Here is a 25,849-nt window from a genome sequence, read left to right as displayed (position 1 = left end):
AGTCAGGGGAAGATGCTCTCGGGGAGAAACGCCGTCACCGTCCAGTTGGGCGCGTCCACGACCTGACTTATCTTGAGGTCCACCGCGGCCGAACAGAGGATGTACGCCTCCCCGCGCGTCAGGTCCCGTTCGGCTTCGAGGTGGTTTATCATGTGCCGTATCGCCTTCTTCGTCGCCGCCATCAGGTCGTCGGCGATGCCGGTCGTCGCGTACATCGGTTCGTCCGCGCCCGTCGGCGTGAACGGTCCCGTCGTCTCCACCTCCGGTTGCTCGATGGACTTCTCCGTCAGTACGTCGAACCGCGCGGTGACGAACATCGGCGCTTCGACGCCCGTGACGGACACCTCGCCGTCGCCCTGCGCGGCGTGGCAGTCGCCCGTCGAGAACAACGCGCCCTCGACTTCCACCGGGAGGTACACCGTCGAACCGGCGGTCATCTGCTTTACGTCTACGTTGCCGCCGACGTCGCGCGGCGGGAGGGTGTCGTGTTCGCCCTCCGCGCCGGGCGCGACGCCGATGATGCCGGGGAACGGGTCCAGCGGAATCTCGATGCCGTTTACGAACTCCGCGGTGTCGCCGTCGAACTCCCAGACGTGCAGGCCGCCCTCCTCGAACTCCTCCGGAAGGAGGCCGAGGCCCATCTCGCCGGGCAGAAAGCCGGTGAACCCCCACCCTTTGTGTTCGAAGTCGAGGAGTTCGACGGCCAACACGTCGCCCGGTTCCGCGCCCTCGACGCGCACGGGGCCGGTGAGGGGGTGGACGGGGTCGAGGTCGACGTTCACGAGGTCCTCCACCGTCCCGTCGGGGCCGACCTGCCCGTTCAACGCGTCGCGACACTCGAAGCGGACCACGTCGCCGGGTTCGACCGTCACCGCCGGGTCGATGCCGTCGTCCCAGACGTGGTGGACGTTCTCGTCTTGGTCGCTCAGTTCGTAGTCGACGGTGTGGTCGTCGGGGGGCACGGTACCGACCCACGCGCCCGGAGACTATCAAGATGTAGTTGCCGAAAAGATACGAGAGACGTCGCCGCGACGCCTGTCGGTCGGGACTCGACGGAGTTATTCTTCGTCGAACTCCGTGACGCTGTTCGTCACGTGCTCGATGTCGGCTTACGCCTCGTCGAACAGCGCGAATCAGAGATTCGCTGGCTCGACGAAGTTATTCTTCGTCGAAGAGAGTCTCGCCTGCGACCATGTGCTCTTCCACCGTGTCCATGTCGAGCGTCAGACCGAGGCCGGGCTTTTCGGGAATCTCGATGTAGCCGTCTTCGATGACCGTCTCCTCCACGAGGTCGTCCCACCAACCGAGTTCGTAGGAGTGGTACTCGACGGCCAGCGAGTTCGGAATGGCCGTGCCGACGTGCGCGGAGGCCATCGTGGCGATAGGCGAAGAGACGTTGTGCATCGCCACGGGGATGTAGTACTGGTTCGCAACGTCCGCGATTTTCCGCGTCTCGCGCATGCCGCCGACTTTCGGCAGGTCCGGCGCGATGATGTCCACTGCTTGGTTCTCGATGAGGCGGCGTTCCTCGGTGACGCGGTAGCGGTTCTCGCCCACCGTAATCGGCGTCGTCGTGGACTTGGTGACCTCTTCCTGCACTTCGAGGTTCTCCGGCGGGACGGGGTCTTCTAGCCACCAGACGTCGTAGTCTTCGATGGCGGCCGCGAGGCGTTGCGCGGAGTTGGCGGAGAACGTCCAGTGGCAGTCGAAGGCGACGTCAGCGCGGTCTTTGACTCGCTCGGTGACTTTCTCGACGATTTCGGCCTTGTGGCGAACCTCGCCGGGGCGGAGGTGGCGATTCGCGCGGTCCTTCTCGAAGCCCGAGGGCACGTCTAGGTCGAATTTTAGGGCGTCGTAGCCGAGTTCTTCGACGACTCGTTCCGCCTCGTCGGCGCAGGCTTCGGGGTCGGCCTCTTCTTCGGTGTGACAGTCGCAGTAGACGCGGACCTTGTCGCGGTACTTCCCGCCGAGCAGTTGGTAGGCGGGAACGTCGAGAATCTTGCCCGCGAGGTCGTGAAGCGCAATCTCGATGCCGGAGATGGCGGTGACGGTGACGCCCTCGACGGAGCCCTCGCCGGACATCTTCTGGACGAGATGCTCGAACAGTCGGTCGATGTCGAGGGGATTCTCGCCGACGACGAACGGCTTCATCCGTTCGATGAGTTCGGGGACGCCCGCGCCCCAGTAGGCTTCGCCGGTGCCGACGACGCCCGCGTCGGTGTAGATGCGGACGAGCGTCCACGGGAAGTTCCCGTCTATCATCGTCGTCTGGACGTCGGTGATTTCGACGTCGCGGCCGCCACCCCTTTTTGCGGTGGCACCCATCGTCTCTGCGGACAGCTCTCGCATCGTGTACTCCGCGTTCGGGTCGTGGAGTTCCGAGTAGTCTTTGCTCATAGTTCCGAGTTTACTCGATAAAGTGTAAATCTTTGCACTCCGACGGGCGGCGTCGGAAGCGACCCCGGCGAGTCGGCGGACGGCGAGGGGATCAGAGTTCGTCGAGGACGTTCAGCACGTACGCGATGCGGAGCATCGAGGCGGCGTCGCCCCGGTCGTAGACGAGTTCGTCGGTGCTTCGGACGTGGTCGAGGACGTCCTCGGAGGCGTGTTCCGGCGCGGCCGCGATTCCGGCCGACTCCTCCTCCGCCCACCGCATCACGCGAAGGTCGGACTTGCTGTCGCCCATCACGAGGACGAACGGGTCCGAGACGTCGAGAACGTCGAGGGCGGCCTTCACGCCCTCGGTCTTGTTGAGTTCGAGCGAGCCGATTTCCGCCGCGTCGGCGTGGTAGTACGCCACGTCGATGCGTTCGAAGAGCGACCGAATCGGGTCCGGAACGTCCTCGGGGACACACTCCGGCGCGGCGTCTTCGGCGTCGAGAACCGTCGTAATCTCGGGGTCGGCCTCGGCGTAGTACGCCCGCGCCCACCCCTCGGGGTCTGCGTCCTCGGCGGCGACGTCCGGAACGTCCGCGGCGTTGTACACCGCGCGGCCGAGGAGGTCCACGAGGTAGACCAGACCGCGGTCGATGACGGCCTCGGCCCTGTCGCTGCCGATGTCGAAGTTCGGCTTCAGCGTGACGTTGAACTCGTTGCCCTGCAGGTGGACCGACTCGCGCAGGTCGTCGGGGGCCTGCGGGAGGACGCGCGAGCGAACCTCGTCGAACACCTCGCGGACCTCCGAGTCCAACCCGTCGTAGAGGAGTTTCTTCGTCTGCGACCCGTGTCCGGGCGTGAACACGCCGGTTCCGGCCTCGTAGACGATGCTGAAGTCGCCCGAGTGGACGAGTTCGTTGCCGAGACCCTGAATCATGAACCCCTTGACGTTTTCGAGCGTCTGCCCGGTGCAGATGACGATGGGGACGCCCGCCTCGTGGAACTGCGTCAGGAGGTGCAGGGTCTGGCGCGGAATCTCGTTGTCGGTCCGGCCCGCAGACCGGAGCGTCTCGTCCACGTCGAGGACTAACGCGTTCACCCCGCGGTCGTACTTCGAGTGGAGGTCCAACGCGGTGAACGCTTGGTCTCGGGAGGCGCGGGCGGCCATCTCGGCGAACTCGTCGCCGGCGGCGAACGCCTCGCGTATCTCGTCTTTCCGTTCTTCCAGTTCGTCGCTCGCGTCCTGCCAGTAGTCCAAGGCCGTCCGGGAGTCCACCGGGGGAAACACGTCGAGGAAGTCCTGTACGTCGCGAAGTCCCTCCGCGTCGAAGTCGGCGTAGAGACGGAATATGAGGTCGTACCGCTCCATACTGACTCCCTGCACTCCGGGGTGAAAAAGGGTGCACGCTCGGCGACGTCTGCCGCGGGCGGCGGTTCCGATGGGGAAACCCTCAAACGGTTGCTATCCGTACGCCGTGGCATGTCTGACTGGACCGACACCATCGTCGGCGACCGGATGACGGTCGACAGGGAGTTCAACGACCGAGTCACCGCCTCGGAGTTCACCCGACAGGAGTGGGGACTCATCATGACGGCGACGGAGTTCGAGATCGCGAACGCCTCCGACCCCGAGGAGGCGCGCATCGTCGCCGACACGGAGAAACTGCCGCAGATAATGCCCGAACTGGAGAACGTCCGCTCGCAGATGGCGCAGATGGGCGGGTCGCCCGGCGACGGCGGGAGTTCGGGCGGCGGACTGTTCGACTCGATAAAGGGCGCACTCGGACTCGGCGGCGGTAGCGGCGTCGACCAACAGCGACTGGACGCGGCGGAGCGACTGGTGCAGGAGTACGCAGACGAGCTACAGAACCACCTCGAAAATCGCGGCAAGTGGGAACAGGTTCGTATCGCGTATCAGGAGTGACGCGAGGACGCCGACGGTCCGCCGCCGACTCCCGCAACGCGCCGTCCCCTCGACGCGAACTCGACTCCCGGCCGATTAGATTTCGTCGCCGCCGTGGAACAGCGTCATCTCCTCGGCCTCGTAGATGTTGATGAGTTCGGTTATTATCTCGTCGTAGTCCTCGTCTTCCACCCGCAGGCTGTCGAGGCGTGACACCGTCTCTTCGTCGAGGGTAATCTGCGGCATAGGTGAGAAATCGGCTGCGAGAGACTTAAGCACCGGGGAGGATGTCACAATTCGATAACGTCTGGGCGGAAATACGTCGAGAGCGTCGGCGCGACTCCGACCCACGACGCCTCACTTGTAGAGGCTCTGGCCCGCGCTTCCGGCCACCTCCGCCAAGTCGGCGTGGACGTCCGCGATTCGGGCGCGGATGTCCCGGCCGACGACGCGGGGGTCGAACACGTCCTTGTTCGGCGACCACTCGGTGTCGTTGAAGAACGTATCTCGGTCGTCCTCGACGCCCTCCGGCGGCACGATGGCCTCGGGGGTCTCCCGGTAGAGGTCGTACGCCGTCCGCGTGTACTCGTACTGGTACCGGGTGTCCTTGTTCACCTTGCAGATGCCGTGCTGGAGCATCTGCCGGAGTTGGTCCGGTTGGACGCCCGAGGACCCGTGCAGGACGAGGGGCGTGTCGAGGCCGTGGTCGCGCAGGGCCTCCCGGATGTCCGCCGCGAGGTCCGGGCGCAGTTCGAGGTCCTTCCCCTTGGCGACGCCGTGTTGCGTCCCGACCGAAATCGCCAGCAGGTCGCATCCTGTCCGGTCGACGAACTCGACGGCCTGTTCGGGGTCCGTGTAGAACGCCTCCTCGGACTCGATTTCGTCCTCGACGCCCTTTATCTGGCCGAGTTCCGCCTCGACGAGGACGTCGGCGCCCTTCTCGTCGGCCATCTCGACGACGCGGCGACTCCGTTCGACGTTCTCCTCGAACGGTTCGTGGGAGGCGTCTATCATTATCGAGGAGGGGACGTCGAGTTCCATCTGCGTCTCGATGAACTCCATGTCCGTCTGGTGGTCCATGTTGAGGAAGACGCCGACGTCGTGTCTGTCGGCCATCACCTCGATGTAGTTCCCCATCGCCTTCAGGCCGGCCACGGGGTCGCCGTCGCCCGCGAACGAGCACGCGCCGCCGCTCATCTGCAGGAGGAGGTCCGAGTCCGCGCGGTCCGCGCCCTCCATCAGCCCCATCATGACGTTCGGTTCGGCCACGTTGCTTGCGACGAGGCCGAACCCCGATTCGAGGGCCTCGTCGTACACCTGTGCGAGTTTATCTCCGCCGTAGAACGGCAATCTGTGTCACCTCGTTCGAATTCTCACGAGGGAGCGTAATAACGTATGCGAAGGCGTACTGTTTCTGCTCGTTTGTTCGATTCCGCGCGAGACGCCGATAAAATAGACCGAGAGCGTTCATCGCGTTCGTTCGACCGGCCGAGATAACGCCCGAACCGACCGTGGTTCGTGACTGTCCGTGACCGCTCTAACTCGATTGTGTTTGTTGTCCGTCCGGACGCGCGGAAATCCGCACCGGAGCGACTCGCGGCGGCCGAAAAGAGCGACCCGCGAAAAGGGAGGTTACGAGAAGAGCTTCTTCAGGCGGGCGAACAAGCCTTTCTCCCTGTCGCCGCCGCGACGCTGTTGCTGCGGCGCGGGGTCGGCCGCGGGTTCGCCCGCCGAGTCGGCATCGCCGTCGGCGGCGTCGCCGAGTTCGACCGTTCCCGACTCTCCGCTCTCGACCAGTTCGGCGGCCTGTTCGATGAGGCCCTCGGGGTCGTTGACGCCGTCTTTGACGGTCCCTTTGACGAGGGGCTTGCCCTCGAATCGGTCCCGGGAGACGGAGGTGTCGGAGGCGACGATGACCGCATCCGCGCCGGCGATGTCGTCGCCGCTGAGTTCGTTCTCCGCGCCCATCGCGCCTTGGACCTCGACTTTGATGTCGTGGCCGAGTCTGTCGGCGGTCTGTTCGAGGTTCTCCGCTGCCATCTGACTGTGTGCGATACCGGTGGGACAGGACGTGACTGCGACTAGTTTCATTGTTGGATGTTATTTGTTAACACGCGCTGTACTTCATCTTTTGTGCCGGCTTCGAGGGCGTCCTCGGCGAGAGCCCGAGCGTCCGAGAGGGTCGTCTCGGTCACCGCCTCCTTGACCTGCGGGACGGTGACCGCGCTCATGCTGAGTTCGTCGAGTCCGAGGCCCAAGAGCAACGTCGTCAGGTCGGGGTCGCCGGCCATCTCGCCGCACATGCCGACCCAGGCGTCGGTGCCCTCCGTCGCTTCGACCGTCGCGCGGATGGCCCGCAGGACCGCGGGCTGACGGTAGTCGCCGAGTTCGGAGACGCGTTCGTTGCCTCGTTCGGCGGCCATCACGTACTGCGCGAGGTCGTTCGTGCCGATGCTGAAGAACTCGACGTGTTCGACGAGTTCGTCCGCGACGAACGCCGCCGCGGGCGTCTCGACCATCACGCCGAACTCGGGGCGGGCGTACTCGACGCCCTCGTCGTCTAAGTCGGCGGCCACCTCGTCCATCGTCTCGCGGGCGGCCCGAACCTCCTCGACGGTGGCGACGAGGGGAAGCATGACGGCCAATCCCTCGCCGTTCTCGGACCCCGCGGCGCGCAGGAGTGCGCGGAGTTGCGTCTCGAAGAGGTCCGAGTCGGGGCCGAGGGAGCGACGGATGCCGCGTTCGCCGAGGAACGGGTTCTCCTCCTCGGGCAAATCGAGGTAGTCGATGGGCTTGTCGCCGCCCACGTCGAGCGTTCGGACGACGACGCGCCCCTCGGGGAACGCGTCGAGTGCTTCGACGTACGCCTCGTACTGTTCCTCTTCGTCCGGCGGCGACTCCCTGTCGAGGAAGAGGAACTCGGTGCGGTAGAGGCCGATGCCGTCCGCGCCGCGTTCCGTCGCCGGGCCGAGATCCTTTCGCGTCCCGACGTTGGCGGCGACTTCTATCTCCGTGCCGTCGGCCGTCGAGACGGGTTCGTCGCGGATGTCCGCGTCGTCGCCGCCCGCGGCGGCCTCCCGCGTCTCCTCGTCGGGGTCGAAGGTGACGACGCCGTCGGTGCCGTTCACCACCACGTCGGTGCCGTCTTCGACTTCGTGCAGTTCGTCGCCGACGCCGACGACGGCCGGAAGCGCCAGCGACCGGGCGAAGATGGCCGCGTGCGACGTGCGGCCGCCCGCGACGGTGACGAAGCCGGCCACCTTCGAGGGGTCCAGTTGCGCCGTGTCGCTGGGCGTCAGTCGCTCCGCGAGGACGACGCTTCCCTCCGGCAGGTCGCCGAGGTTCACGCGTTCGCCGCCCGAGAGGACGCGAACGAGTCTGTCGCGTACGTCGCGCAGGTCGTCGGCGCGTTCGGCCATCCGGCCCTCCATCCCCTCGAACTGCTCGATGAACTCCGCGAACGTCTCGGAAACGGCGTGTTCGGCCGGGAGTCCGCCCTCGATGCGGTCGCTCACGCCGTCGGTTATCTGCGGGTCGTCGAGGAACTGGACGTGCGCGTCGAACACCGCCGCCTCGTCCTCGCCGACGCGTTCCGCCGTTCGCTCGCGTTCGGCTTTCAGTTCCTCTCGGGCGGTCGTCCGGGCGTCCTCGAACCGGGCCGTCTCGGCCTCCGTATCGACCGAGTCGGGCTCCGGCGGGTCGTCGAGTTCCGCGTCCGGCGAGTACCAGACGACCGTCCCGACCCCCGAGAGGGGCGTCACGCCGATGCCGTCGATTCGTCGTTCGGTCATGGCTTACAGTTCGTCCTCGGGCGTGGTAAGTATCTCCTCCAGAGCGTCGAGCGCCGCCTCCGCGTCGTCGCCCTCCGCGACGAGGCGAACTTCGTCGCCCGCGGCGACGCCGAGACCGGTGACCGAGAGCATGCTCGACGCGTTCACGAGGTCGCCGTCGGCGGGGCCGACTTCGACCGTCGCGTCGTACTCGTTCGCCCGTTCGACGAACAGCGACGCCGGACGGGCGTGCAGGCCGTCCTCGGGGACGACGGTGACGACGCGTTCGGGCATCACTCGACCGCCTCCCGGACGGTGTTCTGGACGGTGTCTTTGCTGTCGGCCTCCAGCAGTTTCTCGCGGACGTCCTCGTGCATGAGCGCACGCGAGAGCGAACTGAGAATCTGGAGGTGCTCCTCGCCGCCCTCCGCGGGGACGAGAATCATGAACAGCAGTTTCGCGGGCTCGTCGTCCATCGCGTCGAAGTCGATTCCCTCGGTGGAGCGAGCGAACGCGACGGACGGCTCCTCGACGGCCTCGGTCTTCGCGTGCGGGATGCCGATACCCATGCCGACGCCGGTGGTCGCCTCCTTCTCGCGTTCGTGCAGGGCTTCGAGCGCCGTCTCGCGGTCGGTCACCCGACCGTTCTCGGCGATGAGGTCGAGGAGATACTCGATGGCCGCCTCCTTCGACGCCGGAGGCTCTTCGAGCGAGACGTGCGCTTTCGGCAACAGTCGGTCGATGTCATCTTCGAGCATTTTCGTTCGAATATGGGAACGGGAGTTGTAAGGTAGTTGCGTTCGGCCTCAGTCGCTTGACGTTGCGGTCTCCGTCTCTCCTTCGGTGGCGATGCGGTCCTCAAAGTCGGGCTTGATGACCGTGGCGATGACCGCGGTGACGAGCGATCCGATGACGATGGCCGCGAGGAACATCAGCGGCTTGTTCGAGAGGGGGACGACGAAGATGCCGCCGTGCGGGGCGGGCATCGTGACGCTCATCGACATCGATATCGCGCCGCCGACGGCGCTTCCGGCGACGATGGAGGGGATGACCCGCAGGGGGTCCGCGGAGGCGTACGGAATCGCACCCTCCGTGATGAACGAGAGGCCGAGGACGATGCCGGACTTGGCGTTCTCGTACATCTCGGCGGCGTACTTGTGCGGCGCGATGAAGTTCGAGATGGCCAGTCCGATGGGCGGAATCATCCCCCCGATCATCACGGCGGCCATGGGCGCGTAGACGCCCTCGCCGATGAGGCCGACGGCGAAGAGGTACGCCACCTTGTTCACCGGACCGCCCATGTCGACGGCCATCATCCCGCCGAGGATGGCACCGACGAGGACGGCCTGTCCGCCCTGCAGACCCTGCAGGTAGGAGTTCAACGCGGCGTTCGCGGTCGCAACCGGAACGCCCACGACGAACAGGAGAACCGGCGCGAGAATCGCGACCGTAAGCACCGGCACGATGAGCACCGGCATCATCGGCTGGACGAACCCGGGGACGTCGCGGTTCTTTATCCAGCGAGCGACGTACCCCGCGAGGAGGCCCGCGACGAGTGCGCCGAGGTAACCGGCCCCGGCCTCGCCGCCCTGCAGTCCGACGGCGTTACCCGCCGACTGCAGGACGACCCCCTGCTGGAGTATCCACGAGAGGACGAACCCCGGCGCGAGGCCCGGACGGTCGGCGATAGCGTACGCGATGTACGCGCCGAGTGCCGGGACCATGAGGGTGAGGCCGGCGTCCCCGATCTGCGCGAGGAACCACCCGACCGTCCCCGTCGCGTCGAACACGTTCTCGACGCCCGTGCCGGAGACCCCCGCCACGGCGTAGCCGAGAGCGAGGAAGATTCCGCCGATGGTGACGAACGGAATCATGTACGATACGCCGGTCATCAGGTCCTCCTTGACCGAGGTCAGGTAGGACCTGTACGCGTTCTCAGCTGACTTCTTGGACATGATTTGCTCCTTCACGATAGTTACTAAATGAATTCAAAAACCCTTTCGGATACGAACGTTTTTGAGCGTTTTGGCGCGTGCGAGCGCACGAACGAACACGCCGGTCAGGTCGGAGAGACGGACACGCCGCTTCGGACGTCGAACACGCCGTCGAAATCGGGCACGCGAGTGCCGGAGACGGCGACGACGCGCGCGGCGACGGTCACGCCGGTCTGTAGCGCGACGGTTTCGGATTCGCCGCGGGCCAGTCCCGCGAGGAAGCCCGAGAGGAGGGCGTCGCCCGCGCCGACCGTATCGACCACGTCCGCCTCGGCCGCGGGCGCGTGAACCGACTCCGACTCGGAGACGAGGACCGCACCGTCCGGTCCGAGCGACGCGACGACGTAGCGGAAGCCCCGCTTTCGGAGTTCGTCGGCGGCGGCGGCGCACTCCTCGATTGAGTCGACCGAGCGACCGGTCGCCGCGCGCAGTTCCTCGCGGTTCGGTTTACAGACGAGGTACTCCGCGTCGAGTTCCGTGAGGAGCGACCCGCTCGTATCGACGGCCGTGTCCCACTCGCCCGCGCGGGCGAGTCTGTCCACGGCGTCCGTCGTGACGCCGGGCGGGAGGCTCCCGGCGACGACGACGGTGTCGGGGTCGTGCGTTCCGACCCGTTCGACGAGGTCCGAGACGGCGTCCTCGCCGACCGTCGGGCCGTCGTGGTTTATCTTGTACTCGGCGTCCGGGCTCAGGACGGTCGTGTTCAGTCGCGTCGGGTCGGGAATCTCCACGAAGTCGTTCGGAACGCCGTCGTCGTCCAGTTGCGTCCGAATCATCCGGCCGAAGGGACCGCCGAGAAAGCCCGTCGCCGGCGCGGAGACGTCGAGTGCAGTGAGGTACTTCGAGACGTTGATCCCCTTGCCGCCGGCGTCGAACTGGACGTCGTCCGTCCGCGCGACGGCCCCGGAGGTCAGCGGTTCGTCGATTCGGAGCGTGTGGTCCACCGCGGGGTTCATCGTGACCGTCAGCACGTCGTCGGTCACTCCGGAGTCACCTCGCGGACCGTCATTCCCTCGTTTTCGAACGCGTCGCGCTCTCTCGTCGGGAGGTCACCGTCGGTGATGAACAGGTCGACGTCCGACAGGTCCGCGAACTGGACGAAACTCCGCTTTCCGACCTTCGTCGTGTCCGCGACGAGGACGACGCGCGAGGCCTTCTCGACCATCAACTGCTTCATCCGCGCCTCGTCCTCGTTCGGCGTCGTCAGGCCGCCGTCGGGGTCGATGGCGTTCGTGCCGAGAAACAGGAGGTCGAAGTTCGTTCGCTCCATGAACGACTCCGCCGTCGGCCCGACGAGGGCGCGCGTCCGGCGGCGGAGGGTGCCGCCGGTCAGCTTCACGTCGTTGTCCTCCTTGCCGAGTTCGACGGCCAGACGCGGCGAGTTCGTCACCGCGAGGATGGACCCGTCCTTCGGGGCCTTCCGGGCTACCTGCATCGTCGTCGTCCCGGAGTCGAAGAAGACGACCTGTCCGTCCGAAATCTCCGAGACCGCTCTGTCTGCTATCGCTCGCTTCCCGTCGAGGTTCTGTACCTCCTTCTGTCCGTAGGTCTGTTCGCGTCCGACGGTGGTGACGGGGACTGCGCCTCCGTGGGACCGTTCGATGAGGCCGCGGTCCTCTAACTCCCGAAGGTCGCGCCTGATAGTCGCCTTCGAGTAGTCGAGTTCCTCCGAGAGGCCTTCGACGGACCGTCCGTCGTCCGCCGAAACGAGCTCCACGATTCGCCGTTTTCGCTCTGCGGGTAACATGGGCGTCGGTCGTGTACGCGGATTACCGCCGTTCGTTGTTAATTGTTTGTGTTCGGGAATCGCCCGTCTCTGTTCGATTCGTGCGAAAACCGAATACGAACGAACACACCGCTCCGACGTGGTGCGGTCTGCACTACGCGGACGCTGCGGCCGGGAACGGACGTATCCGAGCGTCCGACCGAGAAACGAACGGAGACAGAAACGAAAACCGCGCTCGGCGGTCAGTCGAGTCGTTCGAGGACGGCGTTCGTCACGTCCTCCGTGGAGGCGTCGCCGCCTAAGTCGGGCGTGCGCGGCCCGTCGGCGAGGACGCCCTCGACTGCGTCGCGAACCTGCTCGCCCTCCTCGTCGTAGCCGAGGTACTCGAGGAGCATCGCGGCGGAGACGATGGTCGCAGAGGGGTTCGCGACGCCCTCGCCCGCGATGTCGGGCGCGGTGCCGTGGACGGGTTCGAAGAGGGCGCGTTCGGGCCCGATGTTCGCCGACGGCAGGAGGCCGAGGCCCCCGACCAGACCGGCGGCGAGGTCCGAGAGCACGTCGCCCGCGAGGTTCGGGCAGACGACCACGTCGAACTGCGTCGGGTCGAGACAGACGCGGGTGGCGAACGCGTCCATCAGCACCTCGTCCGTCTCGACGCCGCGGTCCTCCGCGACGGAGACGACGGCGTCGCGGAAGCGACCGTCCGTCTCCCGCATCACGTTCGCCTTGTGCGCGACGGAGAACCCGTCGTACTCGCGGTCCTCGACGTAGTCGCAGGCGAACTCGGCGAGTCGCTCCGAGGCGGAGGTGGTCACGACGCGCGTCAGCGTCGAGAGGTCCTCGGAGAGTCGGTCCTCGTGGCCCGAGTAGACGCCCTCGGTGTTCTCTCGAAGGAACACGAGGTCCGTCTCCGGGCGAAGGGCGTCCACGCCGGGGTACGCCTTCGCCGGGCGGACGTTGACGAACGAGTCCACCGCGGTGCGGAGGGGTAGGATGACGTCGGCGGCCGTCTCGCCCGCCGCGCCGAACAGGGTGGCGTCGGCGGAGGCGGCCAACTCGTACGTCTCCTCGGGGAGTGCCTCGCCCGTCTCCTCCTTCACGGCGTCGCCGGCCTCGGCCTCGACGAACTCGAAGTCGCCGACCGCTTCGAGGACGGACACCGCCGCCGGGACGACTTCCTTGCCGATGCCGTCGCCGGGGACGACGACTATCTCCTCAGTCATCGACGTATGGGAGGGAAGCGGCCTTCTGTGCGACCGCGTCGGCGTTGGACTTCATCAGCGCCGTCGTGTCCCAGACGCCCTCGGTGAGGGCGCGTCGCTGTGCGTCGTCCACCGTCGCCTCGACGGTCGTCTCGCCGTAGGTGACCGTCTCGTTCTCCACGTCGACGTCTATCTCCTCGTCGGGGTGTTCCTCGACCCACTCTTGGAGTTCGGAGATAGTCTCGTGGTCGGCAGTGACCGTCGGGATGCCGAGTGCGAGGCAGTTGCCCGCGAAGATTTCGGCGAACGACTCGCCGACGATGGCGTCGATGCCCCACCGCATCAGCGCTTGGGGGGCGTGTTCGCGGGAAGACCCGCAGCCGAAGTTGGCGTTGACGACCATCACCGAAGCGTCTTGGAACTGCTGTTCGTTGAACGGGTGGTCTTTCTGGTCGTCGTTCTCGTCGAATCGCTGGTCGAAGAACGCGAACTCGCCGAGGCCGTCGAACGTGACCACCTTCATGAACCGCGCCGGGATTATCTGGTCGGTGTCGATGTCGTTCCCGCGGACGGGGACGCCCGACCCCGAGACGGAGTCGATTTCGGGTATCTCGTCGGTCATACGGTGGTCACCTCCTTCAGGTCGCGCACGTCAGTCACTTTCCCTTCGATGGCCGCGGCGGCGACCATCCGGGGGTTCATCAGCACGGTGCGGCCGTCTTTCGACCCCTGCCGGCCGATGAAGTTGCGGTTCGAGGAGGAGGCGCACGCCTCGTCGCCCTCCAGTTGGTCCTCGTTCATGCCGAGACACATCGAGCATCCGGCCTCGCGCCACTCGAAGCCGGCCTCCTTGAATATCTCGTCTAATCCTTCCTCCTCGGCGGCGGCCTTCACGCGTTGACTGCCGGGGACGACCATCGCGCGGACGTCCTCGTGGACCTGCCGCCCCTCGACGACCCGCGCCGCGCGGCGCAGGTCGGGGAGGCGAGCGTTCGTGCACGACCCGAGGAAGGCCACGTCTATCTGGTAGCCCTCCATCGTGTCGCCCGGTTCGACGCGCATGTGCTCTTGGGCGCGTCGCGCGGTGTCCTGCTTGTCCTCGGGGAGGTCCTCCGGGGCCGGAATCGGGTCGGTGATGCCGATGCCCTGCCCGGGGGTCGTCCCCCACGTGACGACGGGTTCGAGTTCGGAGCCGTCGATGGTGACCACGTCGTCGTAGACGGCGTCGTCGTCCGAGCGGATGGACTCCCAGTAGGGCTTCAGTTCGTCGAACTTCTCGGGGTTCTCCCGGAAGTAGTCGGTCTCCTTCAGCCACTCGTAGGTGGTCTCGTCGGGGTTGACGTACCCCGCGCGAGCGCCGCCCTCGATGGACATGTTACAGATGCTCATCCGACCCTCCATGTCCAGGTTCTCGATGGCCTCGCCGGCGTACTCGTACACGTAGCCGACGCCGCCTTCGGTCCCGAGACGGCGGATGACTTCGAGGATGACGTCCTTCGCCTCGACGCCGTCGCCGAGTTCGCCGGTGACCTCTATCTTCCGGACGTCCTTCTTCTCCATCGCGACGGTCTGGGTCGCCAGCACGTCGCGAATCTGGCTCGTCCCGATACCGAACGCGAGTGCGCCGAACGCGCCGTGCGTCGAGGTGTGGGAGTCGCCGCAGACGATGGTCTTGCCGGGTTGGGTGAGTCCCTGTTCGGGCCCGATGACGTGGACGATGCCCTGTTCGCCCGACGTGGGGTCGGAGAAGTCGATGCCCGCGTCGCGGACGTTCTGTTCGAGTTCGGACATCATCTCCTCGGCGGCGTCGTCGCGGAACGGCCGCGATTGGTCCGCCGTCGGGACGATGTGGTCGACGGTGGCGTGGGTGAGTTCCGGGTACGCGACCTCTAAGTCGCGTTCCTGCAGCATGCCGAACGCCTGCGGACTCGTCACCTCGTGGATGAGGTGGAGGCCGACGAACAGTTGCGTCTGGCCGGTCGGCAGTTCGGAGACGGTGTGTTCCTCCCACACTTTGTCGTACAGCGTTCCCTCACTCATCTACATCACCGTCGCCGCGCTTCCATACCTCGTTCGCCCCCTCGCCGTCGCGGGGGGTGTGGTCCACGTCGGACATCTCGTCCGCCGCGTCGTCTCGGTTCTCGCCACCGTCGGCGACGGCCGGCCCGCGCCGGTACACGTCGTAGCCGAACGTCTCGCCCGTCTCCGGGTGCGCGTGGCTTATCTCCTTCATCGGTTTTCGGTCTGTCATCGTCGTGTTCAGTCGTCCGCGGGCGCTTCCGCCGTCTCTTCTTCTTCGTCGTCGGACCACGCGAACAGGTCTCGCAGGGGCCGACCGACGTCCTCGATGTGGTGGTTCTCTTCTGCGTCCTTCAGTTGGGTGTAGGAGGGACGGCCCGCCTGATTCTCCGCGATCCACTCGCGGGCGAACGTGCCGTTCTGGACCTCTTCGAGAATCTCCTCCATGTTCTCGCGGGCGTGGTCGTCCACGACGCGGTCACCGCGCGTGAGACCGCCGTACTCTGCGGTGTCGGAGACGGAGTTCCACATCTCCTCGAGTCCGCCCTCGTACATCAGGTCCACGATGAGTTTGAGCTCGTTCAGGCACTCGAAGTAGGCCATCTCGGGGGAGTAGCCCGCGTCCACGAGCGTCTCGTAGCCCTGCTTCACCAGCGAGGTGACGCCGCCGCAGAGGACGACCTGTTCGCCGAAGAGGTCGGTCTCGACTTCCTCTTGGAACGTCGTCTCGATGACGCCCGCGCGGGTGCAGCCGATGGCGTGCGAGTACGCCAGCGCCTCCTCCTTTGCGTCGCCCGTCACGTCCTGATAGACGGCGATGAGGCCGGGCGTCCCCTCGTCGTTCTCGTAGTTGCGGCGGACGAGGTGCCCCGGCGACTTCGGGGCGACCATCGTCACGTCCACGTCCTCGGGGGGCTGAATCTGGTTGTAGTGGATGTTGAACCCGTGGGCGAACTGGAGCGTGTCGCCCTCGTCTAAGCTGTCCCGAATCTGCTCGAACACCGCCGGCTGGACGGTGTCGGGGACGAGAACGGAGACGATGTCGCCTTCGGCGGCCGCCTCGACGGGCGTCTTCACGCGGAGACCGTCCGCTTCGGCGGCGGAGCGAGAGGAAGAGCCCTCTCGCAGGCCGACGACCACGTCGACCCCGCTCTCGGCGAGGTTCTGCGCGTGGGCGTGGCCCTGACTGCCGTAGCCGAGGATGGCCACGGTCTTGTCGTCGATCTGCGAGCGGTCCGCGTCGTCGTCGTAGTATACCTTCGTGTTGAGTTCCGTCATTTGTGTGTATGGGTCGGTTTGGTCGGTTCGCCGGAGGTCGCGGGTTTCTCTCCGGGGACTGTCGCTTGGTCGCCGCGCGCAAGCGCCGTCTGGCCCGTCCGGGCTATCTCAATGATGCCGAACTGGCGGAACGCGTCGATGGCGTCGTCTATCTTCTGCTCGTCGCCGGTGAGTTGGACCGTGATGGTCCGCGGCCCGGCGTCGAGCGTCTTGCCCTCGTACATCTCGGTGACGGCGTGCACCTTGTCGGGTTCGTCGCCCTCGACTTTCAGGAGGACGAGTTCCGTGCGCACGGCGTCGTCGTCGAGTTCGCCGGCGTTGATGACCGGCTTCAGCTTCGAGAGCTGTTTCTTTATCTGGTCGATGCCCGGGTCGGGCTCCTCGACGACCATCGTGATTCGGGCGTGACCGTCGACCGTCGTCGGGCCGACGGTGAGGCTCTCGATGTTGAACTGCCGCCGCGAGACGAGTCCCGCGATGCGCGACAGCACGCCCGGTTCGTTCTCGACCAACGCCGAGATGACCGCCCGACGGGGGTCGTGTTCCGCCTCGACTTCCGGGTCGATGCGGATTCCTTGGGAGTTGCGCCGCCCGTCCGGGTGCGGTCGTTCCTCCGGCGCGGGTCCTTTCAGCCCGTGCTTCGGGGGGGAGTCGTCCGAGTCAGCGTCTTCCGAACTCATAGTTGGTCCTCCGTCAGAGCGAACTTTCCGTTCGGTGCGCCCGAGGCGACCATCGGGTAGACGTTCTCCGCGGGGTCGATGTGGAAGTCGACGACCGACGGGCCGTCGTAGTCGAGTGCGGCCTCGATGGTCTCTGCGACTTCGTCGTACTCGTCCACGCGGAACCCGCGCGCGCCGAACGCTTCCGCGAGTTTGTCGAACTCGGGGCACCAGCCGTAGTCGGCCGCCATGCGGCGACGCTCGAAGAAGGCGTCCTGCCACTGGCGGACCATCCCGATGTACTCGTTGTTGAGGACGGCGACGGTGATGTCGAGTTCCTCGCGGACCGCGACGGACAGTTCCTGAATCGTCATCAGGAACGACCCGTCGCCGTCGATGCAGACGACGTCTCGGTCGTCGTCCGCCGCGAGTCGTGCGCCGATTGCGGCCGGGAGGCCGTAGCCCATCGTCCCGAGGCCGTGCGAGGAGACCCACGTCCGGGGCTCCGTGAACGTCCAGTACTGCGCGGCCCACATCTGGTGTTGGCCGACGCCCGTCGTGACGACGGTGTCGTCGTCTGTGGCCTCGTCGAGGCACTCGACGACGAACTGCGGTTTCACCGGTTCGTCCTCGGGCGTCGCGTAGTCCATCGGGTACTCGGACTTCCACGTCCGACACTGGTCGCGCCACTCCGCGATGTCCGGACTGCGCTCCATCGCGTCGTCTATCTGCTCTATGACGCGGCCCGCGTCGCCCACGAGGGGGTAGTCCGCGTGGATGTTCTTCGATATCTCGGCGGGGTCGATGTCGACGTGGACGACCTCCGCCTCCGGCGCGAACGTGTCGATGCCGCCGGTGAGGCGGTCGTCGAAGCGCGTCCCGACCGCGATCAGCAGGTCGGTGTGCGTGATGGCCATGTTCGCGTAGCCGGTGCCGTGCATCCCGGCCCACGACAGACAGAGGTCGTGGTCCTCGGGGAACGACCCGATGCCGGGCATCGTCGTCACCACGGGGATGCCGCGGTCGATTGCGAACGACCGGGCCTCCTCGGAGGCGTCGCCCTTGATGACGCCGCCGCCGAACAGGAGCACCGGCTTCTCGGCGGCCTCGATGGCCTTCGCGGCCGTCTCCACGTCGTCGGGGTCGGCCTCCATCTGAGGCGCCGTCGTCTCCGGCGTCTCCGCCGGGCCGGGTTCGCGGTCCGTCTCGCCGAGGGTCACGTCCTTCGGCAGGTCGACGAGGGTCGGACCCGGACGGCCCTGCCCGGCGAGGGCGAACGCCTCGCCGACGGTGTCGCCGACGCTGTCGGCGTCGCCCGCGAAGTAGTTGTGCTTCGTTATCGGTGCGGTGACGCCCGTGGTGTCGGTCTCTTGGAACGCGTCCGACCCGACCATGTCCGAGGGAACCTGCCCCGTCAGGGCTAGCATCGCGTCGGAGTCCATGTTGGCGTCGGCGATGCCGGTGACGAGGTTCGTCGCGCCCGGACCGGACGTTGCCAGACAGAGGCCGGGTTCGCCGCGGACGACGCCGTAGGCGTCGGCGGCGTGGGCGGCACCCTGCTCGTGGGCCATCGTCACGTGCCGGATGTCGGAACTGTAGAGGGCGTCGTAGACTGGCATGATGGCCCCGCCTTGGACGCCGAAGGCGGCTTCGATGCCGACGTTTTCGAGGGCGCGGACGACGGAGGACGCGCCGGTGGTGACCGGCGTTCGGTCGGCCGCTTCCCCGGACGCAGCGTCGTCGTCGTCCTGCGAGGGGGGTGCGTGTTCGCTCATGTCGCGGCCTCCCGTCGGGAGTGGCTGGTCGGTCGTCGATACGTCCGCCGTCGGTCGCGTGCGTGGGGTTGCTGGTGCTCCATTACTGGGTACTCGTGGTTGTCGGGTGTTGTGAACGCGGTGCGCAGTCCGTCGATAGAAGTGAGGTGAGGGGCTAGGCAGCCCCTACAATAATGAGCGACCGGACAGCGGCCACGTCGTCCGTCGCCGCCACTACGGACTGGGCGGCGGGGGCGGACGAACCGAGTACGGCCTGCTGTCGCATCGTACTGATTCGATTCGTCCGGTCGCATATCAACGTTTCGCGCGGCGCAACGATTGCAGGGGACGGCCCGGCCGTCGCGCACCCGCGGCTCACGGACGTGAGCGAACGGGGCGCGCGGCATCAGGCGCGAACCTCCTCCTCTTCGTCGTCGCGCTCGACGCCCACCTCGCGGGCGAATCGTGTGAGCACGTCCACCGTCACGCGCTCTTTCTCCGCGCCGTAGTCTTTGACCAGACGCGTCACCTCGCGGACTTCGTCGTCCGTCGGGACGAAGCCGGAGTCCTCCAGTCGCTTGCGGACGGAGTGTGCGCCGGTGTGCTTGCCGAGGACGAACTCGCGCGATGCGCCCACCATCTCGGGAGTCATCACGCCCGGCTCGAACGTGTCCGAGTTCTCGATGACGCCCGCGGCGTGGATACCGCTCTCGTGGGAGAAGGCGTTGCGCCCGACGACCGGCTTGTTCGCCGGCACCGGGATGTCGCTGGCCTCCTCGACCATGCGAGAGAGTTCCGTGATGCGCGTGGTGTCGATGCCGCTGTCCACGTCGTACAAAGACTCCGCGGCCATGACGACTTCCTCGTAGGCGGCGTTGCCGGCGCGTTCGCCGATGCCGTTGACGGACACCTGCGCCTGCGAGGCGCCCGCCTCGAAGCCGGCCATCGCGTTGGCGGTGGCCAGCCCGAAGTCGTCGTGGGCGTGGACGTCTATCTTCGCCGACGTGTGCTCTCGGACCGTCCGAATCAGGTCCGCGAAGCGCGTCGGCGTCGCGACGCCGCACGTGTCCGGGATGTTGACCCAGTCAGTCCCGGCGTCGTCCGTCGCCTCCAGTATCTCGGCGAGGAACTCCACGTCCGTTCGCGTGGCGTCCATCGGCGAGAACATGACTTCGACGCCGGCTTCCTTCGCACGCTCGACACTGGCGACTGCGCGCTCGACGGCCTCCTCCTTCGAGGCGTGCATCGAGTCCGCCAGTTGCACGTCGCTGGTGCTGACGAAGACGTGGACCATCTCCACCCCCGAATCGAGGGCGGCCTCCACGTCCTTGTCGACGACGCGCGCCAGACCGCAAACGGTCGTGTCGGTGGCGGCGGCGATGTCGCTCACGGCCTCGAACTCGGCGTCCGAGTTGACCGGGAAGCCCGCCTCGATGACGTGCGTCCCCATCTCGTCGAGGGTGGCCGCGATGTCCCGCTTCTCCTCGTAACTGAACGAGGTGCGTGGCGACTGCTCGCCGTCGCGCAGCGTGGTGTCGAAAATCCGTACGTTCTGAATTTCGGGTTCAGTAATTTGGGCTAGTGTGCCCTGGAAGAACTCGACCCGCCGGGGAATCCGACGAAGCCTCCTTGTCGTGAGACATTGTATCAGTCCCGTACCTACAGCGGTATATAAGCGTTTCCGTGAGACAGTGACACGGCTGGTACTCGCTCCCTCGGTACATCCGCCTCGATGGAGCTAATCGCACGACGTAAACGGGATTGGTGAATCCAAGGTGTTGGTATCACCTTATATTCCGACGGCGGCCGAACCGGTCGGATTTCCGAATGGTCGGTAAATTCCGACGCGAAATTTGAGAAACTATCTCTCGGCGTCCTCGCGCGCGGTCCGATGTGGACGAACGTGGAGCGTCCGGGGACCGAAATCGGGGTCCCTCCGGGGGCGACGCCGCCGCACGCGCCGGCCCGAGGGGGCGACGCGACCGGTCCGGGTCCCGTCAGTTCCCAGTCAGGAGACCGTCGAGACGACCGAACGCTTTTCGTGTTGGTCTCCAATCCGAACCGATATGGGCGACTTCAAACTCAATCTCGCCTCCGCCGAGGAGCATCTCGACGAGGAGGACGTAGAGGGGGACGTGGTGTTAGCGGCCCTCGACGGAACGACCGACCCCGACGAGTGGATACGGAGCGTCGAGAACGGGAACGTCCTGTTTCTCGCCATCGAGGGGGACCTGAACGAACTGGCGACGGGGTTCGCGCGCGAAATCAAGGATATGGGCGGCAACCTGATGCACTTCCGGAACTTCCTCGTCGTCACGCCGCCGGGGACGAACATCAACACCGACCGTCTCTGAACGTCAGGACGTGGCCGTTGGCGTCGCGGACGCGCAGGCCGCCGTCTACGTCTTCCGGACCGTCGGCCCACGGCGCGCCCGCGTCGACCGCCTCGCGGGCGTCCGCCGCGGCGAACGTCAGATCGACGTGGACGCCCCCGCGCGCGTCGGCGATTCCCAACTGCGGTTCCCACAGTTCGATATCGACCGGTCCGGAGAGGCGCACCCGCCGCCTCTCTGCGCCCTCGTCTACGACTTCGAAGCCGAGAGCCCGGTAGCGTTCCTCGGCGCGGTCTACGTCGGCCACCTCCAACACCACCTCGAAGATGCCGGTGAGTGGGCCGGCGCCGTCCGGGCCGACGGCCCCGCCCGCGTCCGCCGAGTCGGCCGACTCCGTGCCGCCGACTTCGACGCAGTTCCCGTCGGGGTCGTAGACGTACACCGACCGCGACGACCCGAAGGAGAACTCTACGGGGTCTAACTCCGAGAACCGTTCGACCCACCCCTCGTACGCCTCCCGGGTGGTGGAGAACGCGTAGTGGGTGTGGATACCGCCGCGGGGGACGGCGGTCGGTCGCCGGAGGACCAGCGTCGTCTCTCCCACGTCGTATGCGACTTCCGTGTCTGACTCGTCTGCGGGGACCAACCCGAGTCGAGTCTCGTAGAACTCGCGGGCGGACCCGACGTACTTCACTTCGAGTGCGAGGCGGCAGAGGCGAGTGAGCATGGCGGCCCTACGCGCGCCGGCCCGAAATATATCCCTCCGACCCGCGAGGCCCTCTCGGACCGCGAGAACCGTCGCTCGGCGGACGTGTCACGGCGGGAGGGTTTAAGCGCGTTCCGGCCCTCTGTTCGGGCATGCCGATGAAGGGGAGCGGTTCGACGGAGTACCGCGAAATCGACCGCTGGGACGGCGGGGTCGGGTGGATAGCGTACCCGGACGAGGAGATGCAACGGGCCAGTCACGCCGTCGTCGGTGACGACGGGGGCGTCTGGGTGTTCGACCCGGTAGACACGCCGGAGTTAGACGAGTTACTGGCCGAGTTCGGGGACGTCGCGGGCGTCGTCGTCGGACTCGACCGGCACAAGCGCGACGCCGCGGAGATAGCGACCCGCCACGGCGTCTCGGTGTACGTCCCCGACTGGATGGCGGGCGTCGCAGACGAGATCGACGCGCCCGTCGAACGGTTCGGCCGCCGCCTCGGCGACTCGGGGTTCGAGTCGTTCGTCGTCGTCGATTCCTCGCTTCCGCCGTGGCAGGAGGCGGGGTTCGTCCGCCGGTCGGACGGGACGATGGTCGTCCCCGAGTCGGTGGGCACCGCGTCGTTCTTCCGCGCGCCGGGCGAGACGCTGGGCGTCCACCCGATGCGCCGACCGTTCCCGCCGCGGGCGAACCTCTCGGGGTACGACCCCGAACGGGTCCTCGTCGGCCACGGCGAGGGCGTACTCGCCGGGGCGGGCCGCGCACTCGAACGGGCGTTGGACGACGCGCGGCGGAACATGCCGGGCGCGTACGGCCGCGTGCTCAGAGAGATGGTCTCCTGATCCCGACGCCACGTCATCGCCGCGCGAGAGCGGCCGAGCGGCCTCGAATTCGACTACGCTTTTATCCGCTCCTCCCGTAGTTCGGTCGTGGTCCACATCACTCGCGGCTTGCTCGACGTGCTCCTCGACATGGCCGAGGAGAGCGAACCCGAGCGAGTCAGCGTCGTCCTCGCGGCGACGCCCGCCGGCGACTTCGACGGAGACGTCGGATTAGAACCCGAAACGCCCGTACTGACGACGTTCTACCTCCCCGAGGCCGGCAGTTCCGTCAACGCCGTCTTCGGCGTGAACCTCGGGACGCCCGCCGGGAGCGGACGCGCGAGATTCGTCTCCCACCCGCAGGGGCCGCCCCGACCGACGCGGGAGGACGACTTCGCCGCGGCCGTCATCGTCGCCGTCCCGCCGTGGGACGACGAGTCGGTCAAGGCGTTCGACCGGAGCGGACGCGAGTTCGGACTCGACGTCGTGGACGCCCACCCGCCGAACGAGTCGCTCGCCTCCGAGTAACCGCCCCTTACCTGTCGAGATACCCCAGATCGGAGAGTTGGTCCGTTATCTCCTCGAACTGCGCCTCCGTGAGCTGTCCCTCCTTCTGGTGTTGGATGACGATACTCCGCAGGAGGAACCGCACGAGGTCGCTCGTGCTGGAGAAACTCGTCCCCTCGATGGTCTCTTCGACGCGGTCCGCGAGGTCCTTCGGAATGGACACTGTGGTGTAGTCCGTCATCGTCGTTCTCGTCGGTGACGACGTTCCGTGTAAGTATAATGCATGCGCTCGCCTCCGAGGGCCGCCGACGGCGACGGGGGAGCGATTCGACGGGGCGGAATCGGACGACCGCGAGGGGGGTCGGACGGCGACGCCGAGGGCGGATTTTCGGCGTCTGGCCCGCCAGCGCGTCAGTCGGGGGTTTTTCCAACGATGAACACGTACCGGACCGTAATGGCGGTCAGACCACCACAGCAGGGAGGGGACGAACCGGACACGCTCGAGTTCGGCATCGCGGCGCTCGACGCTCGACTGTCCGAAGCCGAGCTTCAGTTCCCGGCCACCGACGACGAAGTGGTCCGCGCCCTCGACAACGCGAAGATACCGTACGACGCCGCGGGCAACGGCGTCGCAATCGAGGAAGCGCTCTCGTCGGTCCCGTCCTCGGAGTTCGACACCGAGACGGAACTGCTGAACCAACTTCACCCGGTGTTCGAGGAGTACCGCTCCTCGGCGTCCGGCGGATTCTTACAGCAACTGCGGAGCCTCCTGCCGTTCTAAGCCGTCCGTTCTCCCGCGCCGTCCGTCGCGTCTCGAACGCGAACGCGTCCCCGCTTCACCGCCGGTTGGTCCGTTCGACCGTCTCCCCGTCGGGGGAGGGGGCGTCCTCGGCGGGGGCCGCCGTCTCACCGGCGTCCGCCGCCTCGCCGGCGTCGGCCGACTCGAACTCGTCGTCTATCTTCCGGAGCGTGTCGCGGTGCAGCGTCAGGATGAGGTCCGAGAGGACGCCGAACATCAGAAGTTGGACGCCGAACAGGATGCCGAACGCCGCGACGACGGCGATGACCTCGTGGGAGATGCCGCGGGTGACCCACTCGACGCCGACGTACGCCGCGAGTGCGACGCCCGCGAGGGTGGAGACGCCGCCGACGCTCCCGAAGTAAAACAGCGGGTTGTTCGTCTTCGCGCGGCGGTACAGTTCCAGAAAGATGATGCCGCCGTCGCGGATGGGCCGTAAGTTCGTGTCCGACCCGGAGGGACGGGGGAGGTACGTGATGGGGACGACGGCCGTCTCGATGTTCCGCTTGACGCACTCGACGGCCATCTCCGTCTCGACGCCGAACCCGTCCGCCGTGAGGGTCATCCGCGAGAACGATTCGCGCGTGAACGCGCGGTAGCCCGAGAGGATGTCCTCGAAGTTCTGGCCGTGGATGGCCGCGAAGGCGTCGTTGACGATGCCGTTGCCTATCTGGTTGAACTTCGTCATCGCCCCATCGCGCATGTCGGCGAACCGGTCGCCGATGACGTGTTCGTACCCCTCGTCTAAGGGTTCGAGCATCGCCTGTGCGTCCTCCGCGCGGTACGTCGCGTCGCCGTCGAGCATCAGGATGTACGGCGCGTCGATGTGGTACTCGACGGCCTCGCGGATGGCCTGTCCCTTCCCCGACCCCGACTGCATGGCGACCCGCGCGCCGCGTTCCTCCGCGACGTCTACGGTGCCGTCTTCGGACCCGCCGTCGATGACGAGGATGTTATCGAAGCCCTCGCGGCGGAAGTCGTCCACGACGCGACCGATGGTCTCGGCCTCGTTGTAGGTCGGGATGAGAACGCAGACGGAGTCGAGCGGGGGCATTGGCCGCATTTCTTCGTGGGGTATCTAAAAGGATTGCTGTCTCTGTCGGCGGCGTTCGGTCGACGGCGCAGCAGATGCGTCTCGACACAGCGCGTGCGTCTCCGCGTGGGGTATATACTCACAGGCGGAGAAAAGCGAGGCATGCAAGCGGTTGTTCTCGCGGCGGGCAAAGGAACTCGACTCCGACCGCTCACGGACGACAAACCGAAGGGGATGGTCGAAATCGACGGCGAACCGATCATCACCCACTGTCTCGACCAACTCCGGGACCTCGGTGCCGAGGAGTTCGTCCTCGTGGTCGGGTACCAGAAAGAGCAGATCATCAGCCACTACGGCGACGAGTACGAGGGCATCCCGATAACGTACACCCACCAACGCGAACAGAAGGGGCTCGCGCACGCGCTTTTGACCGTCGAAGACCAGATAGACGACGACTTCATGCTGATGCTCGGGGACAACGTCTTCCAAGCGAACCTGCGCGACGTCGTCCGACGCCAACGCGAGGACCGCGCCGACGCCGCCTTCCTCGTCGAGGAGGTGCCGTGGGAGGAAGCGAGTCGGTACGGCGTCTGCGACACCAACAAGTACGGCGAGATAACCGACGTGGTCGAGAAGCCCGATGACCCGCCGTCGAACCTCGTCATGACGGGGTTCTACACCTTCTCCCCGGCGATATTCCACGCGTGTCGCCTCGTGCAACCGTCGAACCGCGGCGAGTACGAGATATCCGACGCCGTGGACCTGTTGATAGAGAGCGGACGCACCATCGACGCGTTGCGCCTCGAAGGGTGGCGTATCGACGTCGGCTACCCGGAGGACCGAGACGAGGCGGAGCGTCGGTTGCAGGAAGAACGCGGGGAGGCGGAGAAAGCGAACGTCGAGGGCGAAGCGGAGTAACGGCGGCGTCCTCACCGAGAGCGGGCCCACTCGCGACGAGTGCGGACGGCGGTT

At 66.5% G+C, this 25,849-nt stretch carries 29 protein-coding genes; 6 read left to right on the top strand and 23 right to left on the bottom strand.

Translation table 11 applies throughout. The features are described 5' to 3' along the window. Positions 1 to 2 precede the first annotated feature (2 nt). From BLS11_RS07095 to BLS11_RS07085, 3 genes are all read right to left on the bottom strand, one after another. On the bottom strand, positions 3 to 962 hold the full coding sequence (locus BLS11_RS07095; RefSeq protein WP_092535173.1) for an acetamidase/formamidase family protein: 960 nt from the start codon (positions 960 to 962) through the stop codon (positions 3 to 5). Positions 963 to 1,158: 196 nt separating this feature from the next. Beyond that, a complete protein-coding gene (locus BLS11_RS07090; RefSeq protein WP_092535170.1) occupies positions 1,159 to 2,397 on the bottom strand; it encodes a mandelate racemase/muconate lactonizing enzyme family protein in 1,239 nt (412 codons plus the stop codon). Positions 2,398 to 2,488: 91 nt separating this feature from the next. After that, entirely contained in the window at positions 2,489 to 3,745 is a 1,257-nt protein-coding gene (locus BLS11_RS07085; protein WP_092535167.1) for an HAD hydrolase family protein, read from the bottom strand. Between the two features lie 111 nt (positions 3,746 to 3,856). Here BLS11_RS07085 and BLS11_RS07080 point away from each other — a divergent pair, with 111 nt between their 5' ends. Continuing rightward, on the top strand, positions 3,857 to 4,300 hold the full coding sequence (locus tag BLS11_RS07080) for a DUF5799 family protein (RefSeq protein WP_092535163.1): 444 nt from the start codon (positions 3,857 to 3,859) through the stop codon (positions 4,298 to 4,300). 75 nt (positions 4,301 to 4,375) lie between these two features. Here BLS11_RS07080 and BLS11_RS19340 read toward each other — a convergent pair whose 3' ends face one another. From BLS11_RS19340 to BLS11_RS07000, 17 genes are all read right to left on the bottom strand, one after another. Beyond that, positions 4,376 to 4,525, bottom strand: coding sequence for a DUF7557 family protein (locus BLS11_RS19340; protein WP_175454402.1), 150 nt, complete (start codon positions 4,523 to 4,525; stop codon positions 4,376 to 4,378). Between the two features lie 111 nt (positions 4,526 to 4,636). After that, positions 4,637 to 5,629, bottom strand: coding sequence for a class II fructose-bisphosphate aldolase (fba, locus tag BLS11_RS07075; RefSeq protein WP_092535160.1), 993 nt, complete (start codon positions 5,627 to 5,629; stop codon positions 4,637 to 4,639). Between the two features lie 282 nt (positions 5,630 to 5,911). Next, positions 5,912 to 6,370: a PTS fructose transporter subunit IIB gene (locus BLS11_RS07070; RefSeq protein WP_092535157.1), complete on the bottom strand. Its 459-nt coding sequence runs from the start codon at positions 6,368 to 6,370 to the stop codon at positions 5,912 to 5,914. Then, on the bottom strand, positions 6,367 to 8,070 hold the full coding sequence (gene ptsP / locus BLS11_RS07065; RefSeq protein WP_092535154.1) for a phosphoenolpyruvate--protein phosphotransferase: 1,704 nt from the start codon (positions 8,068 to 8,070) through the stop codon (positions 6,367 to 6,369). Before ptsP ends, BLS11_RS07070 begins: the two co-directional genes overlap by 4 nt. Positions 8,071 to 8,073: 3 nt before the next feature. Next, positions 8,074 to 8,343 (bottom strand): phosphocarrier protein HPr, encoded by a 270-nt coding sequence (gene ptsH1, locus BLS11_RS07060; RefSeq protein WP_092535151.1) that lies wholly within the window; start codon positions 8,341 to 8,343, stop codon positions 8,074 to 8,076. Beyond that, positions 8,343 to 8,807, bottom strand: a complete 465-nt coding sequence (locus BLS11_RS07055; protein WP_092535148.1) for a PTS sugar transporter subunit IIA — start codon at positions 8,805 to 8,807, stop codon at positions 8,343 to 8,345. The genes ptsH1 and BLS11_RS07055 overlap by 1 nt, the downstream gene beginning before the upstream one ends. 48 nt (positions 8,808 to 8,855) lie before the next feature. Beyond that, positions 8,856 to 10,004: a PTS fructose transporter subunit IIC gene (locus tag BLS11_RS07050; protein ID WP_092535145.1), complete on the bottom strand. Its 1,149-nt coding sequence runs from the start codon at positions 10,002 to 10,004 to the stop codon at positions 8,856 to 8,858. Between the two features lie 104 nt (positions 10,005 to 10,108). Next, positions 10,109 to 11,026, bottom strand: coding sequence for a 1-phosphofructokinase (gene pfkB, locus BLS11_RS07045; protein ID WP_258555401.1), 918 nt, complete (start codon positions 11,024 to 11,026; stop codon positions 10,109 to 10,111). Then, positions 11,023 to 11,790 carry an HTH-type transcriptional regulator GlpR gene (gene glpR, locus BLS11_RS07040; RefSeq protein WP_092535142.1) on the bottom strand — a complete coding sequence of 256 codons (768 nt, stop codon included), beginning with the start codon at positions 11,788 to 11,790 and terminating at the stop codon, positions 11,023 to 11,025. Before glpR ends, pfkB begins: the two co-directional genes overlap by 4 nt. A gap of 221 nt (positions 11,791 to 12,011) precedes the next feature. After that, on the bottom strand, positions 12,012 to 12,992 hold the full coding sequence (gene leuB, locus BLS11_RS07035; RefSeq protein WP_092535139.1) for a 3-isopropylmalate dehydrogenase: 981 nt from the start codon (positions 12,990 to 12,992) through the stop codon (positions 12,012 to 12,014). Next, the gene (leuD, locus tag BLS11_RS07030; protein ID WP_092535136.1) at positions 12,985 to 13,593 is read right to left on the bottom strand and encodes a 3-isopropylmalate dehydratase small subunit; all 609 of its coding nucleotides are present in this window, start codon (positions 13,591 to 13,593) and stop codon (positions 12,985 to 12,987) included. Before leuD ends, leuB begins: the two co-directional genes overlap by 8 nt. Next, positions 13,590 to 15,011, bottom strand: a complete 1,422-nt coding sequence (leuC, locus tag BLS11_RS07025) for a 3-isopropylmalate dehydratase large subunit (RefSeq protein WP_092535133.1) — start codon at positions 15,009 to 15,011, stop codon at positions 13,590 to 13,592. Before leuC ends, leuD begins: the two co-directional genes overlap by 4 nt. Further along, positions 15,004 to 15,222: a DUF7989 family protein gene (locus tag BLS11_RS07020; protein WP_092535130.1), complete on the bottom strand. Its 219-nt coding sequence runs from the start codon at positions 15,220 to 15,222 to the stop codon at positions 15,004 to 15,006. Before BLS11_RS07020 ends, leuC begins: the two co-directional genes overlap by 8 nt. Positions 15,223 to 15,230: 8 nt before the next feature. Then, a complete protein-coding gene (ilvC, locus tag BLS11_RS07015) occupies positions 15,231 to 16,268 on the bottom strand; it encodes a ketol-acid reductoisomerase (RefSeq protein WP_092535127.1) in 1,038 nt (345 codons plus the stop codon). Further along, positions 16,265 to 16,948, bottom strand: a complete 684-nt coding sequence (gene ilvN, locus BLS11_RS07010) for an acetolactate synthase small subunit (protein WP_092535124.1) — start codon at positions 16,946 to 16,948, stop codon at positions 16,265 to 16,267. Before ilvN ends, ilvC begins: the two co-directional genes overlap by 4 nt. Next, positions 16,945 to 18,702: a biosynthetic-type acetolactate synthase large subunit gene (ilvB, locus tag BLS11_RS07005; RefSeq protein WP_092535121.1), complete on the bottom strand. Its 1,758-nt coding sequence runs from the start codon at positions 18,700 to 18,702 to the stop codon at positions 16,945 to 16,947. The genes ilvN and ilvB overlap by 4 nt, the downstream gene beginning before the upstream one ends. 385 nt (positions 18,703 to 19,087) lie before the next feature. Further along, positions 19,088 to 20,332 (bottom strand): LeuA family protein, encoded by a 1,245-nt coding sequence (locus BLS11_RS07000; protein WP_245698857.1) that lies wholly within the window; start codon positions 20,330 to 20,332, stop codon positions 19,088 to 19,090. A 415-nt stretch (positions 20,333 to 20,747) separates the two neighbouring features. On the opposite strand from BLS11_RS07000, the gene BLS11_RS06995 reads away from it, so the two are divergent. Beyond that, on the top strand, positions 20,748 to 21,035 hold the full coding sequence (locus BLS11_RS06995) for a DUF5779 family protein (protein ID WP_092535115.1): 288 nt from the start codon (positions 20,748 to 20,750) through the stop codon (positions 21,033 to 21,035). Here the strand turns inward: BLS11_RS06995 and BLS11_RS06990 are convergent. Then, positions 21,016 to 21,741, bottom strand: coding sequence for a VOC family protein (locus BLS11_RS06990; protein WP_092535112.1), 726 nt, complete (start codon positions 21,739 to 21,741; stop codon positions 21,016 to 21,018). The genes BLS11_RS06995 and BLS11_RS06990 overlap by 20 nt on opposite strands. Positions 21,742 to 21,872: 131 nt before the next feature. On the opposite strand from BLS11_RS06990, the gene BLS11_RS06985 reads away from it, so the two are divergent. Next, on the top strand, positions 21,873 to 22,559 hold the full coding sequence (locus tag BLS11_RS06985) for an MBL fold metallo-hydrolase (protein ID WP_175454401.1): 687 nt from the start codon (positions 21,873 to 21,875) through the stop codon (positions 22,557 to 22,559). An 87-nt stretch (positions 22,560 to 22,646) separates the two neighbouring features. After that, entirely contained in the window at positions 22,647 to 23,066 is a 420-nt protein-coding gene (locus BLS11_RS06980) for a JAB/MPN domain protein-containing protein (protein WP_092535109.1), read from the top strand. A gap of 7 nt (positions 23,067 to 23,073) precedes the next feature. Here the strand turns inward: BLS11_RS06980 and BLS11_RS06975 are convergent, their stop codons facing one another. Next, positions 23,074 to 23,286 carry a ribbon-helix-helix domain-containing protein gene (locus tag BLS11_RS06975; protein ID WP_092535106.1) on the bottom strand — a complete coding sequence of 71 codons (213 nt, stop codon included), beginning with the start codon at positions 23,284 to 23,286 and terminating at the stop codon, positions 23,074 to 23,076. A 213-nt stretch (positions 23,287 to 23,499) separates the two neighbouring features. Here BLS11_RS06975 and BLS11_RS06970 point away from each other — a divergent pair, with 213 nt between their 5' ends. Then, positions 23,500 to 23,826: a hypothetical protein gene (locus BLS11_RS06970; protein WP_092537177.1), complete on the top strand. Its 327-nt coding sequence runs from the start codon at positions 23,500 to 23,502 to the stop codon at positions 23,824 to 23,826. 55 nt (positions 23,827 to 23,881) lie between these two features. Here the strand turns inward: BLS11_RS06970 and aglJ are convergent, their stop codons facing one another. Continuing rightward, on the bottom strand, positions 23,882 to 24,898 hold the full coding sequence (gene aglJ, locus BLS11_RS06965; protein WP_092535103.1) for an S-layer glycoprotein N-glycosyltransferase AglJ: 1,017 nt from the start codon (positions 24,896 to 24,898) through the stop codon (positions 23,882 to 23,884). Between the two features lie 141 nt (positions 24,899 to 25,039). On the opposite strand from aglJ, the gene aglF reads away from it, so the two are divergent. After that, the gene (gene aglF, locus BLS11_RS06960; RefSeq protein WP_092535100.1) at positions 25,040 to 25,795 is read left to right on the top strand and encodes a UTP--glucose-1-phosphate uridylyltransferase AglF; all 756 of its coding nucleotides are present in this window, start codon (positions 25,040 to 25,042) and stop codon (positions 25,793 to 25,795) included. The last annotated feature ends 54 nt before the right edge of the window (positions 25,796 to 25,849 follow it).

The organism is Halopelagius longus, from assembly GCF_900100875.1.
GTDB classification, from domain to species: Archaea; Halobacteriota; Halobacteria; order Halobacteriales; family Haloferacaceae; genus Halopelagius; species Halopelagius longus.
This window is presented reverse-complemented; position numbering and strand designations above follow the sequence as displayed.